Below are 19,190 nucleotides of genomic sequence, written 5' to 3'. Positions count from 1 at the left end.
CTCCTCTAATTTTTACAACAAATCAAAACGATAATTTGTCACGATTGGTTTACGATCTGTTGTTTGATCTTTAAAGTATTCATACTCGCACAATCCTAAATATGAACCATCAATATTAATAATATTATTATATCCTCGATTGTTTAAAGCACGAACCATATTGTAGCTACGTTGTCCCGTTAGACAGTGTACGTATACTGGACGATCAGTTGGAATCTCATCTAATCTTTGACGGAATTGGCTCAAAGGAATATTAACAGCTGATTTGATGTGTCCTTCTTCATATTCTTCTGGTTCACGTGCGTCAATAATGAAAGCACCTTTTTCGACTAATTTACGAACGTCTTGAACTTGGACCTGTTCAAATTCACCATTCAAAACGTTTTCTGCAACTAAGGCTGCCATATTAACAGCATTCTTGGCAGTACTGAACCATGGTGAGTAGCAAACTTCCAAATGTGTTAAGTCCGAAATATGCCCATGCATAGAAATCATTGTCGAAACAATGTCAATTTGCTTATCAACATCGGATTCGCCTAAGGCTTGAGCACCTAGAACTTCTCCGCTTGGATAACCAAAGATCAATTTGAAGTACAGTGGCGTAGCATCAGGCATGATGCCAACACGACTCTTTGGAATTACTACCGCTGTTCGATAATCAATACCGTCCTTTTGACATTCATTTTCGGTCAAACCTGTAGATGCAACGTTAATACCAAAGACATGGATTGCTTGTGATCCAATAACTCCTTTATTTTCAACTGTTCTACCATAAATATGGTCAACCGCATCTCTTGCTTCCATTTGTGCTGGGAATGCTAAGGCTAAACGAGTTTTCTTACGAGTAATCATATGACTCACCTCGATAGCATCACCGACTGCATATACGTTAGGAATAGAAGTTCTGTATTGATGATCAACTGCAATACCACCAGTTAAACCTAGTTTACAGCCAATCTTAGTTGCTAAAGCAGTATCAGGTTTAACACCGATTGCCATGATAACAACCTGTGATTTGATTTCGCGACCTGAACCGAGTTTGATATGGTCATCGGTAATTTCTGCTAGTCCATCATTTAAGACTACATTTACACCATGATCGTAAAGTTCTTTATGAACTAATTCCGCAAAATCATCATCAATTGTTCCCATTACGTGACCAGAAGCTTCAATTAAGGAAACATTCTTATCAGTTTGAGCTAAGTTTTCGCAAACTTCCAAGCCAATGAATCCACCACCGATGATAGCAACATCAGTAACTTTATTGACTTCCAAATAAGTCTGGATTTTCTTGATGTCGACTACATTTCTAACTGAAAAGACATTATCCTTGTCGATGCCTTTGATACAATTTGGCATGATTGGGTTAGCACCTGGTGATAGGATTAATTCATCATAAGGTACCTTCTTCAATTCACCTGTTTGAGTATTTTTAACTTCTACTTCTTTTTTATCAGTATCAACGTCGGTTACTTCAGAATTTACTTCAGCATCGATATCATATTGATTCTTGAATTGTTCTGGTGTCATCAAAACAATACTGTCGGCATTTGGAATAACACCACTCAAATGATATGGCAATGAACAGTTTGAGAAAGATACATTAGGCCCTTTTTCAAACATCGTAATTTCAGCAAATTCATCCAAACGACGGGCTCTAGCGGCTGAAGAAGCACCTCCGGCAACTCCACCTACGACGACAATTTTTTTATTATCCATTATTATATCCCCCTAATATCCGTAAATAGTTTTAGACAACTTGTTACCAATAATTCCACCTAACACTAAGGCTGCCAAGAAAATCCAACCAGAAACTGAGAATTGAGCAATTGGAGTATAAAGAGCTCCAACATTACATCCATTAGACAATCTAGTTCCGAACCCCATTGTGAATCCACCTAGTGCAAATAAGGAAGCACTCTTGAAATTCAAAGTAGAAACGGAATGCATAGTTTGCTTAAATAATCCAGCTGTGAAAATGAAAATGATAGCTCCTAAGAAAATACCCATATTTTGAACCGTCACACCATTAGCTAAGAATGGTCCCGAATAAACAGCAGCTGGTTGATGAGTAAAGTTTGCTAATGATGTAGCAGAAACACCAAAGATGTTAAGAACCTTTCCAAACCAGAAACCATAAGGAGTTGATGCTCCCCAGCCTGATTTAGTTAGTCCCATCATCAAAACAAAAATAATTGTCATCCCCACAGCGCCTTGTTTCAAAGTCCAAGGTTTCTTGAATAAAACGTTATAAGTTGATTCGCTACCCATAGTGAAATTAGCAATGTCCTCGTCTTGAGGACTATCTTGAACACGTTCTGAAGGTACGCCAGAATAAGTATTTTTTTGACGGCGCTTTTTTTCATAAAGATAAGAAAGATAAATAACAAAACTAACCAAAAGTGCTGTTAAAACTACCGCTCCAAGATATCCATCTAATCCGTCCCATTTAAACCAGTCGGGCATATAAATACCTTGTGCAAATTTTTTACCAGTGGCTGAAGTTGCAATTGAGCCCTTGATCCATGATTGTGTGGCTTGAAGTGGAAAACCTAGGAACACTCCTAAGCAGAAGAAAACTAAAGTTACGCCGGCTCTTGGTAAATCTGTTGCCAAATCCGTCATAACGCCTGTTGCACAACAAGATGAAAATGCCATTCCAAATCCGAACAACAAACCACCCAAAATCAAACCCAAGTTAATCGGATTAATCGACAATGCATAAGTTGTTAAATCCTTTGTAAACATTAAGAATGTAACGTTGGCAATTGCAGTGATTAAAAACATGAACATCATTGTTCTCATCAGTTTAGTCGAACCAGTTTTATAAGCTCGATTAACACTCCCTGCAAATCCCGTATAAGATCTAGATAATATGTACCCTAGTGCTAAGCCCATCAAAAGTCGTAAATAATGCATATTCGATGGCAAAACAAATGGTGCACCGATAATTAAAATAAAGAATAAAACAAAACCTATAGCCTTATCCCACTTGATAGGGTTCGGTTCTATACTTCCATCTACATTTTCCATAATATAGCCCCCTAACTTATTTTTATGCTTTTAATGTAGCATAGAATTTATTTATACGTTACTTAAATTAACGCAATTTTGCTCTTGTTTTATTGTGAATTTTTTATTATATTAAAAATATCAATCACTCATAATTGGTATTTTTGCAATCATAACAGGATTTCTATTTCATAATTATTTCACAATGTTCATGTGTTATTATATTTATATATTCATTAATAAATATTTTTTATATTGAGGAGAAACCGCTATGTTTAGGGACATCATTGCATTTCAAAAAGTATACGAAACTCGAAGTATCACTCGGGCAGCTAAAGAATTATATGTGACGCAACCGACTGTTTCGATTCAAATTAAAAAACTAGAAAAAGAACTAGGCGTTCAATTATTTAAGCGTAATGGCAACAAACAACTCATTCCCACTGAAAATGCTAACCGTTTTTATCGTGATTCACAGTTAGTCTTGAATAGCTGGGAAAACTCACTCAATCACTTAGTAAAAAAACACAAAAGTAATCGTATTAAGTGTGTAATTGGAGCTTCACCAACTACTGCTAGCCACGTTCTACCACCATTAATGCAAAGCCTCAAAAGATATCTCAATTACTTTGACTTTCAATTGATAACTGGAGATTCAGAAAAAATTCTAGAAGAAATTATCAAACGTGAAATTGACTTTGGAATAATCGAAAAACCTATCGTAACTCATGAAATCGAACAAATTTCATTTGCTACTGACGAAATGGTTTTAGCTGGCGATATTGATAATCCTGAATGGATAGTTGGCAAACCCGGGTCTACTCAACGAGAATATTCTGACAAATACTTCAACGAGCACCACTTGCGCCCTACAAAAATAATCAAAGTATATGACAATGATCTCATTATTAAACTCATTTCAAGAAATATCGGCAAAGCTATCATTTCTAAACGTTCAATCACTAATAGCCTGTTGCCATATCAACAATTATCGAACGATTTCTGCAATGAATTTTATTTGATCAACCCGAAACTTTCTAATTCAAATGAAATTCAAAAACTGATTCAGCTAGTCAAAACGTTGTTACCGCAATTACGATTTTAATTTTTACATGAAAAAGGACACCCAAATTTGGATGTCCTTTTGCTTACTTCAAAACATATTTTTCAATTGCTTCCGCTACACCATCGTGATCATTATCAGCTACTACAACATCGCTCAAATCTTTTACTTTCGGAATGGCATTGCCAACAGCAACACTGAATTTTGCAGTTCTAAACATCGGCATATCGTTATCATAATCCCCAATAGCCATGACTTCTTTGGGACTGATTTTTAGATATTTAGTTAATCTTTCTAGAGCATTTCCCTTGTTGACATCTTTTGGAAAAATCTCCAATTCTTTTTCACTCGTTTGAACGACAAAATAATTACTATCATATTGTTCATGTACTAGCTTCAAAACTTCTGGTAACTTATGCTTTCTAGTTTTTAATAATACTTTGACGATACCTAGTTTTGGATTTAGCATGTGTTTTTCAATCCAATCTTGATACGACTGATATAGCGTTCCGGTATTATCAATAAATTTGTAATGGATTTTTTTATCCGTTAAGAAGCGGGCAATTTCTTCACAATTTTCATTCTTCAAAGTCCGTTGATAAAGGACCTCTTGATCGTAGTTTTGAATAACGCTACCACCATAACAAATCATATATTGATCTGACTCGTTGATTCCTAAAACCTTGGCACTGTCAATTATCCCATCGTAAGCTCGACCTGAACAAAGTACTATATAAACTCCCTTTGATTTAGCTTCTTGAATTGCCTGAATATTTTTTTGAGAAACCTTCTGTTTGGAATTCAAGAGCGTACCATCCATATCGATTGCAATTAATTTATAACCCATACATAACACTCCTTAAATTACTCTTTCTATTAAAATTGTAATCCAAAATAACGATTTTGTTATATAGAGTTAATAGACAATTGGGATTGTTAAATATTTTTTTCGGCATTGATGACCTCAACGACATCACTTGCGCATTCACTGCCTTTATTACCAGCTTTCCCCCCAGCTCGATTCAAAGCTTGCGACATATCATTAGTAGTCAAGATACCATACATGACTGGAACTTCACCATTTAAGGATACTTGACTGACTCCGGCTGCCGATTGAGAACAAACATAATCAAAATGAGCGGTCTCACCTCTGACAACTGCTCCTAAAGTAATGATTCCATCAACTTGACCACTATTTGCCAATTTTTTTGCCATTCGAGGAATTTCAAAAGCTCCTGGAACTTTAATAATCGTGATATCTTCTGTATCAACATTAAGTTGTTCCAGTTTATCCAACGCACCAGACAATAACTTATTGGTAACTACTTCATTAAATTTAGCAACTACGATACCAATTCTTAACCCTTGACCGTTCAAATTTCCGTTAATTTGTTTCATCCTAATCTACCTCGTTTAATAAATGATTGAATTTTTGTTTCTTCGTTCTTAAATAATCAATGTCATTAGCATTGGGTTTCGTTTCTAAAGCTATACGATTTACTTTTAAATCAAATTGCTCCAGTTGCTTTAATTTTTCAGGATTGTTTGTCAATAAATCAACTGATTCGACGCCTAGCTCTTCCAAAATTGCTAAAACAATGCGATAGTCCCTTTGGTCAGCTTTAAAACCAAGTTTCAAGTTAGCTTCAACCGTATCTAAACCTTCATCTTGTAATTGATAAGCACGTAGCTTATTGATTAAACCAATGCCTCGGCCTTCTTGATGCAAATAGATTACGGCACCACTGCCATTTTTTTCAATTCTTTGAAGTGATTGCTCTAATTGTTCACCACAATCACAACGCCTTGAACCTAAAATATCTCCAGTCAAACATTCTGAGTGGACTCGCAATAATAAATCAGACTTATTTTCAATTTGGCCTTTATAAATTACTAAGACTGGCTCATCTTTGTAAGTAAATGATTTCAGGCGGAAATGACCAAATTTTGTCGGCAGATCAACATCTGATACTGCTTGCAAAATATTAAAATTCTTTAAATAGCGATAATTGATAATATCAGCAATCGTAATAAACGCTAAATTATTTTCTTGAGCAATTTGTTTTAATTGAGGTCTTCTAGCCATGCGACCGTTCTCTCTAACTACTTCACAAATATAAGCTACCGGTGTTACTTGAGCAATTTTAGCCAGATCAATCGCTGCTTCAGTATGACCGTCTCTTTCAATCACACCATTATCTCTAGCAATCAGTGGGAAAATATGACCTGGATGATAAAAGTCATTGGCGTCATTTGATTGAGCTAGTTTCTGAATCGTTTTAGCACGATCAAAGGCTGAAATTCCTGTCGTGGTTTCTTTACTATCAGTACTTACAGTAAAAGCTGTTCCAAAAGCATCGTGTGATTTAGTCATCGGATGCAAGTTTAATTTCTCAGCAACTGATTTAGCCATTGGCACACATAATAAACCACGGGCATGCGTAATCATGAAATTAACGTTTTCTGGAGTGACGAAATCTGCCAACCCGACCATGTCTCCTTCAGCTTCTCTTTTTTCAGAATCGGCGACAATTATCAGTTTTCCTTGTTTCAAATCTGCTATTGCCCGTTCAACTTTGGCAATGATTTCATTATTTTTCATTTGGATAGCTCCGTTTCAAATCTTTATAAATGTATTTTCCTAAAATATCAGTTTCTAAATTAACTGTCTGATCAACCTCTAAAGAACCCAGAATTGTTTCGTCTTGGGTATAAGGAATGATGCCCACCTGAAAAGTATCGTCAGTTACCGCAATCAAGGTCAAACTCACGCCATCAACAGCAATTGAACCTTTTTCAACTAAATAAGGATTGTACTTTTTAGATATTGAAAAGGTTAATAATACTGAATTTTTAGTTACTTCTCTGGATAATAAATTTCCTGTCGTATCAACATGTCCTAAAACAAAATGACCACCAATCTCAGAGTTTGGCTTCAACGCTGGTTCTAGATTTACCTTTGTTCCAACTGACATTTCCGTTAAATTAGTTCTTTTAATGGTCTCCGGCATGACATCAACTTGAAATTGGTTAGTTTGAAAATCAACAACAGTTAGACAAATTCCATTGATAGCAATACTGTCGCCTAAATTTATATCCTTCAAACCATGTTCGATAGTTAAACGATAATTGTCATTTTCTTGATTTATATCAACAATCGTTCCAATATTTTTAATGATTCCTGTGAACATCAGTCTTTCCTCCACGTCGTTATTTTCAAATTATCTCTTAATTTTTCTACAGTTGGTTCAATAAAATCTATAGGATCAAAATCCACGCCCCAGACTGCTGGTAAGCCAGAACCATAAATTTTATTTGCTAAATAAATTACTAATTTTTCTACCAGACCTGCGGATAAAAACTTAGCTTGCAAGAAACTGCCACCTTCGATTAAAACCGCTTGAATCTTTTGAGTAGCCAAATAATTCAAAATATTTTCTGGTGTCCACTCGCCGACAATTACGCGCGTATTTTCTGGTAGAGTTCGGCGATTACCCTTTTCACTAAAAAACCAGATTGGTTCATTTGTTTGAAAAATCTTTAAGTCTAAGGATATTTGATTGATATCTTTAACGACTACCGCTCTGATAGGTGGAAAGAGCATTTTTTTGTCCCTAACGGTCAAAGCTGGATCATCGACTTTTAAGGTATTTTCCCCAATCAAAATAACTTGTTGTCGACTGCGCAATTGCTGAGAATCCTCAAAAGCAGCCTGATTGGATACGATTGACCGTTGACCTTTATTTTTATTAATCTTACCGTCCAAAGTCATTGCGTATTTAATTGTCACTAATGGTCGATTATTCTTATAAAAATAATTGTATGAACGATTTAATTCAGAATTAATCAACTGTTCCTCAACTACCACTCCGTGATCTTGTAAATACTTAACACCTTTGCCACTTACCAGTGGATTAGGATCAATTTGACCAATGACGACTTTTTTAACACCTAGCTGAACTATTGTTTGGACGCAAGGTGGTGTTTTACCAAAATGCGAACAAGGTTCCAAAGTTACATATAACGTTGCATCTTTGACATCATCAATATTTTTTAATGACTTGAAAGCATTGATTTCTGCATGTTCACGTCCAAAAGTTGCATGATATCCTTGACCTAAAACTCGATTGTTTTTTACGATCACAGCACCAACTTGTGGATTCGTCCAAGTATCTTTCCCTTTCTTTGCTTGTTCAAAAGCTAATTTCATAAATCTATCCAAATCCTATTCACCCCACAAAAAAAGACCCCACATAAAAATATGCGGGGTCCAAGATAAGCTAAATAAGATTTCACACGAGAGCGACTCAAATAAGCCGACTAATAGCATGAAATAATTATCTCATTGTTCTTCTACCATCCAGACTATACTGTCGGTCCCGGATTCTCACCAGGTCCACCACTTGCGTGGGTCACGGACTTCAATTTCGTTGAATTGTCACCGTCGGTCGGGAATTACACCCTGCCCCGAAGAAATCTATTCAGTTTTCAGTTAAAAATACTACAACACAAAAATATTTTTGACAAGTTTGTTTTATTATTATGTTCGAGCAATAAAATCCTTAAAAATTTGCAATTGTTGAGAATCATGCTGCCATAGATTTTCTGGATGCCACTGAACAGCTTGAACAGTCGCATCATCATTTTCAATTCCTTCAATCACGCCGTCAGTTGCTTTGGAGACAACTTTTAGTCCTTCTGGGACGTTCTTAATTGCCTGATGATGTCTAGAATTAACGAAGACATTATCTCCAATTGACTTAAATAATTTAGAATCATGGTTGACCGAAACAAAATGAGTTGGTTGATCTCCAGGTGATTGCTGGTGATGTTTTAATAATTTTCCTGGATATTGACTTGGCAGATCTTGATAGACGGAACCACCCAAAGCTACGTCAATAACTTGAGCCCCACGACAAATTCCTAAAATGGGAATCTTTTTAGCGACTGCTGTTCTAGCCAAAGCGATTTCAAATAAATCTCTAGTTCGATTAGTCACACCAAGACTAGGTATCGGTTCTTCACCCATAAAAATTGGATCAATATCAGGACCACCAGGAAAAATGATTCCATCCAATCTAGCTATCAAACCATTGACTTCTTCTTTAGGAATTGAGGGTAAACTAACTGGAATACCACCGGCAGCGATAACTCCATTAACGAGCGGACGTGGAACGAAATCCATTAGCTTTTGATTGATCACGTCTGTAGCACCTAAAAAAATATCTGCGGTAATTCCAATTAATTTACTCATGAGCAATCGCTCCTTTTCCAATTTTATTTTAGATTAGCACTCTATTTTAATCTGTCAAACCATTTATTAATAATATTAAATATTTTCTAATTATAATTCAAGTATCAATCATTCAAAACATAATAATCTTCCAATTTTTCTTGAATTTCCATGGGGTTTGCTGTGATTCTAATTTTTATTTAATAAAAGAAAAAAAGGACTTATTTCCAATAAATCGACACAAGTATTGCATCATTTATGAAAAATAAATCCTTACTTTATTAGAATTTTACTTATTTTTGATTTAAGCCATCTTCTTGAGTGATTCGTTGAATATGAATAATAAAATACAACAATTCTTTACTACTCAATTCCACTCCCATTGCTTGTTTGATTTCAAATGAAATTTGTTTGGCAATACTCGTTGAACCTGGATAGTCTCTTTCCATTTCTAATTCGATTTTTTTATCAAAATTAGTATCTTGAGTTTTATTATTCAATCTCTGGGACAAATACTGTAAATGAACCATGAAACGATCATAATAATTACTGTTGCTTTTAGTTCGGAAAATATTATTTTTAATCATTACCCTTTTAATAATTTTATCAAAATCCACTTTAACTTTATCGTTATGCTTTGGAATTTTTTTATCTGTCTTGGCATTGATAAAATGTAACGCTATGTTTTTAATTTCTGAGTCTGGTAAGTGAATATTTAAATTATGATTAATGATACTTAATCCTTTACTAGCTATCAAATATTCATCCAAATAATTATCACTCATATCAGGAATGTGGCTTTCCTTATATTGTCCATTATTATAACGCTGGTACGCTCCAAATATGTGGTCACTGAGCGTTATATAGATATAATCCATAACTGAATAATTGAATTTCTTCTTGGCATAATCGACTATTTCATACGTCGTAGTCACTACATCGATGGGGATATCCTTTAATAAAAAATATAAATCCTTTTGTGATTCCTCAGAATCCAAATAAAAAATCCTCTCTATTTTGGAACTATCTAGAAAGGATTTTTTAGATTTATTGAAGGCTATCCCTTTGCCTTTAACTATCGCGTGTTGGTCATCCCCCAAATTAACGACAGCTGTATTGTTATTAAAAACTTGCTCAATCAGTAATCGCATAATCCCCTCCTCATAACTTTAATTATAAAGTACTTTCAGACGTTTGCGGTTAAATCAAGCAAAATAATGAAAGCGCATGCTAATAAAAGATTATATTTTTACAAAGCAAACTTTTCGATTGCTAAACCTACTCCACTATGATTATTGTCGGCTGTCACAAAATCAGCGGCTGCCTTTACTTTTGGCATCCCATTTTCCATAGCAATTCCTTTACCAACTATTTTTAACATTGGAATATCATTATCACGATCACCCATCGCCATTACTTCAGACAAATCTAAATTTAAATCTTTGGCCAAAATTTTGATAGCATTGCCTTTGTTAACGTCCTTAGGAAAAATTTCTAGGAAACCTACTCCAGTCCTTACTACGAAATAATCCTTGGCAAATTTGTCATTGACCATTGGAGTGATATCATCCAATTTCTTCTCATCGCCGTTAATGATTGCTTTAGTAATTTCAAAATTATTTGGTAAATCATCTGGTTCGCGGACAAACAAACCGTTATCATTTTCGTATGCTTGCATAATAGTATATTTATCAAACCAATCATTTTGACTAGTGTATGTGCTGCCTTGATTATCAACAACATTATAATGTAGATTATTCTCTTTAATAAAGTGCACAAATTTACGATAAAAATCATTGCTCATCATCCGTTGATAAATAATTTTACCTTCTAGATTTTCAATAATCGCCCCACCATTAGTAATCATATATTGATCAGCACCTTTGATACCTAATTCTTTGGCGTAATCTACCACTGCATTGTGAGTTCTTCCTGAACACAAAACTACTTTGATTCCCTTAGAAAGAGCCTTTTGAATCATTTCTTTATTCTTATCCGATATCGTTTTTTGAGATGTTAAAAGCGTATCATCCATGTCTAATGCAATTAATTTGTAAGTCATCACAATCCTCCTGTCTATTTACTTTCTATTGTAATAGAAAAAAGAACCTTGAGACTTTTTTATTGTCTCGAGGTTCCTAAAATTTATTTATTCATTCCCAATTTTTCCTCAATCTTATTAATACGATCATACTCATCAATAAAGAACTTACATTGATCCATCAACATCATTGTATTCATTAAAGTATCTTGTCCATGTACCATGATAAACGTTACATCCATATCCATGCCACCAGCTTCGTTTGCCAATAGTTTAGTTTGTTCATTGTGTGCATCTACAATAGACTTATTAGCTTCATCTACTAACTTTTTTGCTTCTTCAATTTTACCCTCACGAGCGTTATCCAATGCTTTTATTAAAGCTGTTTTTGCATCACCTGCATATGCTACGATTGCAAATCCTGTCATTGATATTTCTTCTTTTGTTACTGCCATCCTTATTACCTCGATTTTATATTTTTAAAAAGAAAAAGACGAAACTACAAACAATGATAAGCAAGAATATGAAATATATCCTTCCATTCATTGTTTAGTAATTTCGCCTAATTTAATAGTAACAACTTACTAATCACTATTTCTCTATAACAATAAGTATATACTTTCATTACACTTTTGTAAACGTTTACAAAAAATTAAATAAAAAAAGATTGAAACTTACATTTCAACCTTTTTATAAATTTTAATCAGGAATTACGTGTGTTTCACTCAGTTTTTTAAACCAATATGCACTCTTCTTGATATATCTCTTTTGAGTTGGGAAATCTACAAAGAACAAACCATAACGTTTACTGTAACCATTTGTCCATGAGAATTGATCTTGCAATGACCAAATAAAGTAACCTTTTACATTAGCACCTTCATTTATTGCATCAGCAACGGCACCGATATATTTCTTAAGATAATCGATTCTCTTAGGATCATCGATAACTGTATCATCATTAGCATTTTCAGGCAATGATTCCTTTAAACCAATACCATTTTCAGTAATATAAATGGCAGGAACTAAAGGATAATCATTATGAATGCGCATTAAAATATCGTGCATCCCTCTTGGATAAATTGACCAATCCCAATCAGTAGTTTCAATACCATCTGGCTTCTTTTCTTCTCCAATACCATGTAGTCTAGCAACCGATGTACCTTTAGCACCTGTACCATTATGAATGGTCTCTGAAGCACCATTGTATTCGCGAATCCATTTACTGAAGTAATTATTTACACCAACAAAATCAAGTTGATGAGCGGCTTTTCTTAATTCAGCTAATTCTTCATCAGTGTACTTAAACATTGGTTGGTCATTGGCGTCCAAAATTTCTTTGACCAAAGACAAAGTTTCCTTATGGTACTCACCAGCTAAAGTACCGTCCAAATATAGTCTATTTTCTAAGGCGTCCTGTAAATCAGCAGCATGCTTATCACCCGGAGTATCACTATATGGATAGACAGTTTGCAAAGCATGAACAATTCCAATTTCTCCACCAAGATTCATTGACTTATATAAGTTAACAATCTTTGCGTGCGCTACCATTTGATTATGTTCAGCTTGGAAAGTCTTATCAAAACGACCACTTTCTGCTGGTGGAAATGTTCCGCTAGTATATTGTTGAACGGCCATAGAAGTTGGCTCATTAATTGTAATCCAATATTTAACTTCTTTAAATTCATTAAAGCAGAACTTAGCATATTCAACAAAATCATCAAGCATTTCTTGACTTAACCAGTCACCCTCATTATGTAATCTCTCAGGTGTGTCAAAATGATGTAGTGTAACAAACGGTATGACATTATGTTTGGCGCAAGAAGCAAACAAACGGTGGTAATAATCAACTCCTCGTTGCTCAACCTTTCCAGCACCATCTGGAAAAATTCTTGACCAAGCAATGGAAACACGAATTGCTTGTACTCCAAATTTTTCTGACAATGTTAAATCCTCATCATATCGATGGTAAAAGTCAGCTGCAGGGTCTGGACTGAAACGTCCTTGCTTTTCAAGAAAGTCATCCCAAAGAACTCTTCCTTTTCCATCTTCCTTAGTCGCACCCTCGACTTGATAAGCAGCACTGGCACCACCCATTAGGAAATCTTTTGGTAATGTCTTACTCATAGAATATATCCTCCTCAAAAGTTAAATTACAAGTTGGTTTCAACAAAGTTCAAAGCTTTGTCTCCATTATTAGTTAAATCAATATATTGTCTACCAGTTGTTGTAACTAGTTTGACACCATATTTATCAGTAATTTTCTTCAAATTACCTTTCATACTTTCCATTTGTGGAGCCAAGATGACCATATCCATGTCCTGAATTAGATCCATATCTTGACCATAAGCACGAGCAGTTGCCGATAGTTTCAAATCTTGCTCTTTGGATAACTTATTCAATGCATTAGCTAAAATACCAGAGGTACCACCACCAGCACATAGAACTAAGACATCGACTTCGTTATTCTTGAAGTAATCTTTTGCATCAGCAGATGGAACAGCATCTTTATTGTCTGAAGACATTGCTACTTGAGCACCAGAGGCATCATTTCCACCTTCAACAGCAACAGAGGCATCATTATTATCCATTTCAGCTTCTTTAGCTTTTTCTTGAGCAAGCAATGTACTGTCATATGTACGGATGAATGGGAAGTAAATTAAAATATCTACTACCAATGCCAATAGAACATAAACAAACGCTAATGGGGCAAAACTACTTGAAATCAAGATACCAATAGGAGCTGGAACCGTCCATGGCATAGTGAACATGAAACTATTCATACCTAATACGTTAACAAAGAACTTGAACATACAAATATTAGCAATAGGTGTTAATAAGAATGGAACAAAGAACATAGGGTTCATGATAATAGGCATACCGAATAATACAGGTTCATTAACTGAGAATGATCCTGGAATAAAGGCAGCCTTACCAACAGCTTTTAATTGAGCTGAACGTGCTGCAAACAACATGATAAAGGCAACAACGAAAGTTGAACCAGTACCACCAAAGTTCATAACGTAATCCATTGTATTCATTGCTAAAACGTGTGATGCATGTGCACCAGCTTGATATTGTTGTAAGTTTTGTGCAGTATTAGCAATCATAATTGGAACAACAGCAGGTTGAACAATTGATGGACCTTGAACACCACAGAACCAGAAGAAAGCCATAGCTCCGGCAATAATTGAAAGTCCAATATAGGAATCACTAGCTTGGAATAGTGGTGATAATACTTGAATAATCCAACGAGGAAGAATCGTTCCTGTTGCGGCTTTGAAAGCAACACCGAACAACCAGAAAATTGTTACAGCTGAAGCCATAGGAATAAGATCTTTAAATGTTTGAGAAATATTTTGTGGTACTTGTGGAGGTAACTTAATTGTTACATTGTTTTTAATACAAATATAATAAATATTTGGAACAATCAAACCAACAATATAAGCACAAATCAAACCTTGAGTACCCATGTAAGTTAAATCATTACCTGTCTTCAAAGGAATGATTGAAAGGATAATAAATGCAATTTCTGAAGCAATAATTACAGAAACTGGGTTAACTTGATTCGTCTTAGGCAAATCCAAGTTTTTACTATCAGTTAAGTTCTTAGCTGTAGTACCAGCAACGAACAATGCCAATAGACCCATTGAATAATTGTAAGCAATCAAAATAATATTAGTAACCTTAGTGGGCCAATAGAACCCCCAAGCATTTGGAACGTATGCAATCATCATAAAAATACTGGAGAAGATGATAATTGGCATACAAGCAATAAACCCATCACGAATTGCAGAAACATATCTGTTAGCAGCAATCGCTTCAAAAGCGGGTTTTAATTTATCAAAAATACCATTACTACTAGCGCTATCACTACTCATAATACTTTCCCCCTATTATTATTTTTTAATATCTAATCTACTCTCAATCTTGTTGATTCTTTCATATTCATCAATGAAGAATTTACATTGATCCATCAACATCATTGTTGTCATCAATGTATCTTGACCATGAACCATAATGAAAGTAACATCCATATCCATACCACCGGCTTCATTAGCAAGTAGTTTGGTTTGCTCATTATGTGCATCAACAATAGATTGATTTGCTTCTTCCACTAATTTTTTGGCTTCTTCAATTTTTCCTTCTCGAGCATTATCTAAAGCCTTAAGTAAAGCAGTTTTGGCATCACCGGCATAAGCAACAATTGCAAAACCAGTCATTGAAATATCTTCTTTTGTTACTGCCATAACTAACCCCTCCTAATTAGATTTTTCTTGAATTAATCGTTGAATATGAATAATAAAATATAACAGTTCGTTACTATTAAGTTCGACACTTAACTGTGATTGTAATGAATCGTAAATTTCTTTAGCTATCTTAAATGATTCCGGATATGAATTTCTCATTTCTTTCTCAAGATTCTTGCTAAATTCTTTATCATCATCATCACTATCATTAAGACGTCCCGCTAAATACTGGAGGTGAATCATAAATCTATCAAAATAGTTACTATTTGCATCAATACGAAAAATATTATTTGCATTCAAAATTGATTTAACAATTTGATTTATTTCTTTCGTAGTATCTTCTTTTAAGTCACTCTTTTGATTTTCAGCACCCTTGGCATTTATGAAATGTAGAGCAATACTTTTAGTCTCAGATTCGGGAAATTTCACATGCAAATTTTTATAAATAATATTCAATGCGTGATGTGAAATTAAATATTCAATTGGATATTGATTACTCATATCTGGAATTAAACTTTCCTGATATGTATGTGACAAAATACGCTGATATGATCCAAATATATGATCTCCTAAAGTTATATATGCATAATCCAAAACATTATAATCAAATTTTTTGATTGCATAATCAATTATTTCGTAAGTAGTAGTAACTATATCAATTGGAATATCTTTAATTAGAAAATATAGATTTTCTTGCGCCGTTTTGGTATTGAGATAAAATATCTTTTCCACCTTGCTCGAATCAATTTCATTTCCCTTTGTTCTTCTAAAAGCGATTCCTTTGCCTTTCACAATTGCTTGACGATGGTCCCCTAGGTTGACTAACGCACTGTTGTTGTTAAAGACTTGGGCAATCTCTACCATTTCATTCCCCCCTTTCTAACAAAAAAAGAGACCACTAACGATTTTTCAAACAATACCCCCAATAGAGTATCCATTTAAAAATTCGTTAAGTGATCTCGCCTAATTTAATAGTAACAATTCACTAAAAATATATTTTTTCTTTCAACACAAGTTAGTATAAAACATTCACAATGTTTTGTAAACGGTTTCAGTTAATTATTTTTAAATCAAATATTATCTCATTTTAAAACATACTTCTCAAACGCTGTTGCTATGCCACTTTCGTTATTATTTTTAGTAACAAAATCAGCCAACTTTTTTATTGAATCATCCGCATTTTCCATCACTACGGCCACACCAGCTTGCTCTAACATTGGGATATCATTTGCTCCATCACCAATTGCTAAAGTGTCATCTATACCAATTCCTAAATACTCAGCCAAGTGTAGTAAAGCATTCCCTTTATCGACATGTTGTGGCATAATTTCCAAAAATCCAACATCTGTTCTTACCACATAATGATCTTTGCCAAAAATACGATTAACTTCGGGTGTAATAGCATCCAATTTATCCCCATCTTCATTTAAAATGGCTTTGACTATCTCAAAATCATTAGGCAATTCACTAGGACTTTTAATAATTAAACCTTTATTATTTTCAAATGCTTGTAAAACAGTATATTTATCAATAAAATCTCGATTACTCGTATAAGTATTTCCTTCAACGTCCACTGCATTGTAATGTAGTCCGTTATCAACCACATATTTATCAATCTTACGATAAGCAGCATTGGACAAAGTTTGTTGATAAATAATATGACCTGCTACTGTTTGAACGACACCACCACCGTCAATAATTACAAATTGATCATCGCCTTTAATTTCTAATTCATTCAAATATTCAATCATTCCATTAAAGGTTCTTCCAGAACTCAGTACTACCTTGACCCCATTATTAAGTGCGCTCTGAATGGCCATTTTATTTTGTGAAGAAATATTCTTCTTATCATCCAACAAAGTATCATCAATATCCATTGCAACTAATTTAATTTTTGACATAGCTATCCTCCTCGTGTTTATTACTGATATTAGCTTAAAATTTAAGCGCTTTCAATCATGTACAAAAAAAGCAACCGTCTATTCAGCAGTTGCTTCATCTTGTAAATACCTTTTATCTAACATTTTTATAAATGGTAAATAGATCATAATGCCAATAATAATCTCAATAATTTGTAATGCAGCACCGCGCCAGCTACCAGTTGTCAACCAGCCCGAAATAATTGGTGGCGTAGTCCATGGCAGCATAACGCCATTAGTATATGGTACCAAATGAGTCGAAAATGCTAATCCAGACAATAAAACGTTCACTACCGGCGTTATTATAAACGGTATTGCGATAATTGGATTTAAAACGACCGGTAGCCCATAAATAAGTGGTTCACCAATTCCAAAAATACTAGGGATAATCGTCAATTTACCTAATTCATTGATCCGTTTAGATTTACATACAAACACCATCACAATGATTAGTGACAAGACACTACCGCCACCACCATATGTTGCAAAATCTTCAATAAACTGTTCAGTGTAAATGTGTGGCAACGGATGACCAGTTTGAAAAGCCTTTAAATTATCTTGACTCAAAACAAAGAAAATCGGCGACCACACGCTATTGACAACAGACGGTCCATTAATTCCAAAGCACCACAAAATTGAGGCGATGAAAATATACAAAAAAACTGAACCTAATGAATTTCCAACGTGCTTTAATGGTGCTTGCAAAAGTGTATAAATAAAATTATAGGCGGTTCCCATAGTTGTTAAACTAAAGAAAATTCTAATCAAAAAGAAAATTAAAATCACAAAACCACTCGGCAATAGAACATCAAATGATTCCCGGACCATATCTGGTACACCTTTTGGCATTTTAATAGTCCAATTACGCTTTTTAGCAAATCTAAACAATTCAACACTGACCAAAGCTGTAAAAAGACCCAAGAAGATCCCATTAGGTCCAAGATACAAAGTTTTAACAGCTCCAATTTCTTGCTGGCCTAAGGTTACAGTCATCGGCATTAAAATAAAAAATGAAACTAAGGCGACCGCTGTAGCGTGGACCGGTACTAATCCTCGATTTTTTCCATAAGCATAAGAAATTCCAAAGCACGATAACAAGCCGGTAAAATTAAAAACCGATCCTGAAATTGCACTAAACCATTCAATCCACTTGTGACCAAAGATTCCAGTCCAAAACTTCGTCCAACCTGGAATTGGAAAATTACCAATCAATAAAAATATTGAAATAACTATAATTAATGGCGTAATAATCAAAAAGCCATCACGTAACGACTTTAAAACGACGTTTTCTGCTAATTTATTAGCTAGCGGCGTTAATTTTTTTTCAAATTTTTCTTGCACAAATATACTCCCCCATATAATCCCTGATAAAAGTATACGTTAGATAATTTTTATCTGACAAGTCATTATTTTTATAACCTTCAACCTTTTTCAACACCATATCGGTCAAATTTTTTTCAAAAAAATAATTTCGTTTGTCTATAACGGTTTAAACAGTTTTTTAAAAGAAAGTAAATTTATTTATATCAGTATTTGTAATCGTATTCAACATATATATTATTAGCATTTTCATAACGATAAAACTTAATATTTCACACTTTTATTTATCTTGCATCCAAAATACGAACTATTTACTATTTATTTACATAATCATTCATGTTATTCTTACGTATAT

At 34.3% G+C, this 19,190-nt stretch carries 18 protein-coding genes and 1 riboswitch; of the genes, 1 reads left to right on the top strand and 17 read right to left on the bottom strand.

Features of this window, described 5'->3' with window-relative positions:
- Window positions 1–12 precede the first annotated feature (12 nt).
- Window positions 13–1,719, bottom strand: coding sequence for an FAD-dependent oxidoreductase (locus FFM65_RS11470; RefSeq protein ID WP_119318876.1), 1,707 nt, complete (start codon window positions 1,717–1,719; stop codon window positions 13–15).
- A gap of 12 nt (window positions 1,720–1,731) precedes the next feature.
- A complete protein-coding gene (locus tag FFM65_RS11465; RefSeq protein WP_119318875.1) occupies window positions 1,732–3,033 on the bottom strand; it encodes a YeeE/YedE family protein in 1,302 nt (433 codons plus the stop codon).
- A gap of 250 nt (window positions 3,034–3,283) precedes the next feature.
- On the opposite strand from FFM65_RS11465, the gene FFM65_RS11460 reads away from it, so the two are divergent.
- The gene (locus tag FFM65_RS11460; RefSeq protein ID WP_119318874.1) at window positions 3,284–4,117 is read left to right on the top strand and encodes a LysR family transcriptional regulator; all 834 of its coding nucleotides are present in this window, start codon (window positions 3,284–3,286) and stop codon (window positions 4,115–4,117) included.
- Between the two features lie 43 nt (window positions 4,118–4,160).
- Here the strand turns inward: FFM65_RS11460 and FFM65_RS11455 are convergent, their stop codons facing one another.
- The 15 genes from FFM65_RS11455 to FFM65_RS11385 all read right to left on the bottom strand — a co-directional run bounded on the left by FFM65_RS11455 (window position 4,161) and on the right by FFM65_RS11385 (window position 18,856).
- Window positions 4,161–4,922, bottom strand: coding sequence for a Cof-type HAD-IIB family hydrolase (locus tag FFM65_RS11455; RefSeq protein ID WP_119318873.1), 762 nt, complete (start codon window positions 4,920–4,922; stop codon window positions 4,161–4,163).
- Between the two features lie 89 nt (window positions 4,923–5,011).
- Window positions 5,012–5,473: a 6,7-dimethyl-8-ribityllumazine synthase gene (gene ribH / locus FFM65_RS11450; RefSeq protein ID WP_119318872.1), complete on the bottom strand. Its 462-nt coding sequence runs from the start codon at window positions 5,471–5,473 to the stop codon at window positions 5,012–5,014.
- 1 nt (window position 5,474) lies between these two features.
- A complete protein-coding gene (ribA, locus tag FFM65_RS11445; RefSeq protein ID WP_119318871.1) occupies window positions 5,475–6,677 on the bottom strand; it encodes a GTP cyclohydrolase II in 1,203 nt (400 codons plus the stop codon).
- Window positions 6,667–7,266: a riboflavin synthase gene (gene ribE / locus FFM65_RS11440; RefSeq protein WP_119318870.1), complete on the bottom strand. Its 600-nt coding sequence runs from the start codon at window positions 7,264–7,266 to the stop codon at window positions 6,667–6,669. Before ribE ends, ribA begins: the two co-directional genes overlap by 11 nt.
- A complete protein-coding gene (gene ribD / locus FFM65_RS11435; RefSeq protein WP_119318869.1) occupies window positions 7,266–8,297 on the bottom strand; it encodes a bifunctional diaminohydroxyphosphoribosylaminopyrimidine deaminase/5-amino-6-(5-phosphoribosylamino)uracil reductase RibD in 1,032 nt (343 codons plus the stop codon). Before ribD ends, ribE begins: the two co-directional genes overlap by 1 nt.
- Before the next feature lie 122 nt (window positions 8,298–8,419).
- A riboswitch (FMN riboswitch) is annotated at window positions 8,420–8,554 on the bottom strand.
- Between the two features lie 61 nt (window positions 8,555–8,615).
- On the bottom strand, window positions 8,616–9,329 hold the full coding sequence (locus FFM65_RS11430; RefSeq protein WP_119318868.1) for a gamma-glutamyl-gamma-aminobutyrate hydrolase family protein: 714 nt from the start codon (window positions 9,327–9,329) through the stop codon (window positions 8,616–8,618).
- 272 nt (window positions 9,330–9,601) lie between these two features.
- On the bottom strand, window positions 9,602–10,459 hold the full coding sequence (locus tag FFM65_RS11425; RefSeq protein ID WP_119318867.1) for a PRD domain-containing protein: 858 nt from the start codon (window positions 10,457–10,459) through the stop codon (window positions 9,602–9,604).
- 98 nt (window positions 10,460–10,557) lie between these two features.
- A complete protein-coding gene (locus FFM65_RS11420) occupies window positions 10,558–11,370 on the bottom strand; it encodes a Cof-type HAD-IIB family hydrolase (protein ID WP_119318866.1) in 813 nt (270 codons plus the stop codon).
- Between the two features lie 83 nt (window positions 11,371–11,453).
- Window positions 11,454–11,804 carry a PTS sugar transporter subunit IIA gene (locus FFM65_RS11415; RefSeq protein ID WP_119318865.1) on the bottom strand — a complete coding sequence of 117 codons (351 nt, stop codon included), beginning with the start codon at window positions 11,802–11,804 and terminating at the stop codon, window positions 11,454–11,456.
- A gap of 244 nt (window positions 11,805–12,048) precedes the next feature.
- Entirely contained in the window at window positions 12,049–13,473 is a 1,425-nt protein-coding gene (gene lacG, locus FFM65_RS11410) for a 6-phospho-beta-galactosidase (RefSeq protein ID WP_119318864.1), read from the bottom strand.
- A 26-nt stretch (window positions 13,474–13,499) separates the two neighbouring features.
- The gene (locus FFM65_RS11405; RefSeq protein WP_119318863.1) at window positions 13,500–15,227 is read right to left on the bottom strand and encodes a lactose-specific PTS transporter subunit EIIC; all 1,728 of its coding nucleotides are present in this window, start codon (window positions 15,225–15,227) and stop codon (window positions 13,500–13,502) included.
- 18 nt (window positions 15,228–15,245) lie between these two features.
- Window positions 15,246–15,596, bottom strand: coding sequence for a PTS lactose/cellobiose transporter subunit IIA (locus tag FFM65_RS11400; RefSeq protein ID WP_119318862.1), 351 nt, complete (start codon window positions 15,594–15,596; stop codon window positions 15,246–15,248).
- A gap of 12 nt (window positions 15,597–15,608) precedes the next feature.
- Window positions 15,609–16,460 carry a PRD domain-containing protein gene (locus FFM65_RS11395; RefSeq protein ID WP_119318861.1) on the bottom strand — a complete coding sequence of 284 codons (852 nt, stop codon included), beginning with the start codon at window positions 16,458–16,460 and terminating at the stop codon, window positions 15,609–15,611.
- A 218-nt stretch (window positions 16,461–16,678) separates the two neighbouring features.
- The gene (locus FFM65_RS11390; protein WP_119318860.1) at window positions 16,679–17,497 is read right to left on the bottom strand and encodes a Cof-type HAD-IIB family hydrolase; all 819 of its coding nucleotides are present in this window, start codon (window positions 17,495–17,497) and stop codon (window positions 16,679–16,681) included.
- A gap of 78 nt (window positions 17,498–17,575) precedes the next feature.
- Entirely contained in the window at window positions 17,576–18,856 is a 1,281-nt protein-coding gene (locus FFM65_RS11385; protein ID WP_119318859.1) for a PTS sugar transporter subunit IIC, read from the bottom strand.
- Window positions 18,857–19,190: the final 334 nt, after the last annotated feature.

Origin of the sequence: Companilactobacillus formosensis (assembly GCF_005405305.1) — a bacterium.
Taxonomy (GTDB): domain Bacteria; phylum Bacillota; class Bacilli; order Lactobacillales; family Lactobacillaceae; genus Companilactobacillus; species Companilactobacillus formosensis.
The sequence above is the reverse complement of the archived record's forward strand: the minus strand, read 5'-3'. Positions and strand labels throughout refer to the sequence as shown.

Coding starts and splice junctions, on each gene's coding strand:
- FFM65_RS11420 (WP_119318866.1), bottom strand. CDS start 11,370: ATGACTTACAAATTAATTGCATTAGACATGGATGATACGCTTTTAACA.
- lacG (WP_119318864.1), bottom strand. CDS start 13,473: ATGAGTAAGACATTACCAAAAGATTTCCTAATGGGTGGTGCCAGTGCT.
- ribH (WP_119318872.1), bottom strand. CDS start 5,473: ATGAAACAAATTAACGGAAATTTGAACGGTCAAGGGTTAAGAATTGGT.
- FFM65_RS11405 (WP_119318863.1), bottom strand. CDS start 15,227: ATGAGTAGTGATAGCGCTAGTAGTAATGGTATTTTTGATAAATTAAAA.
- FFM65_RS11400 (WP_119318862.1), bottom strand. CDS start 15,596: ATGGCAGTAACAAAAGAAGATATTTCAATGACTGGTTTTGCAATTGTT.
- FFM65_RS11470 (WP_119318876.1), bottom strand. CDS start 1,719: ATGGATAATAAAAAAATTGTCGTCGTAGGTGGAGTTGCCGGAGGTGCT.
- FFM65_RS11425 (WP_119318867.1), bottom strand. CDS start 10,459: ATGCGATTACTGATTGAGCAAGTTTTTAATAACAATACAGCTGTCGTT.
- FFM65_RS11395 (WP_119318861.1), bottom strand. CDS start 16,460: ATGGTAGAGATTGCCCAAGTCTTTAACAACAACAGTGCGTTAGTCAAC.
- FFM65_RS11430 (WP_119318868.1), bottom strand. CDS start 9,329: ATGAGTAAATTAATTGGAATTACCGCAGATATTTTTTTAGGTGCTACA.
- FFM65_RS11415 (WP_119318865.1), bottom strand. CDS start 11,804: ATGGCAGTAACAAAAGAAGAAATATCAATGACAGGATTTGCAATCGTA.
- ribE (WP_119318870.1), bottom strand. CDS start 7,266: ATGTTCACAGGAATCATTAAAAATATTGGAACGATTGTTGATATAAAT.
- ribA (WP_119318871.1), bottom strand. CDS start 6,677: ATGAAAAATAATGAAATCATTGCCAAAGTTGAACGGGCAATAGCAGAT.
- FFM65_RS11465 (WP_119318875.1), bottom strand. CDS start 3,033: ATGGAAAATGTAGATGGAAGTATAGAACCGAACCCTATCAAGTGGGAT.
- FFM65_RS11460 (WP_119318874.1), top strand. CDS start 3,284: ATGTTTAGGGACATCATTGCATTTCAAAAAGTATACGAAACTCGAAGT.
- FFM65_RS11455 (WP_119318873.1), bottom strand. CDS start 4,922: ATGGGTTATAAATTAATTGCAATCGATATGGATGGTACGCTCTTGAAT.
- FFM65_RS11390 (WP_119318860.1), bottom strand. CDS start 17,497: ATGTCAAAAATTAAATTAGTTGCAATGGATATTGATGATACTTTGTTG.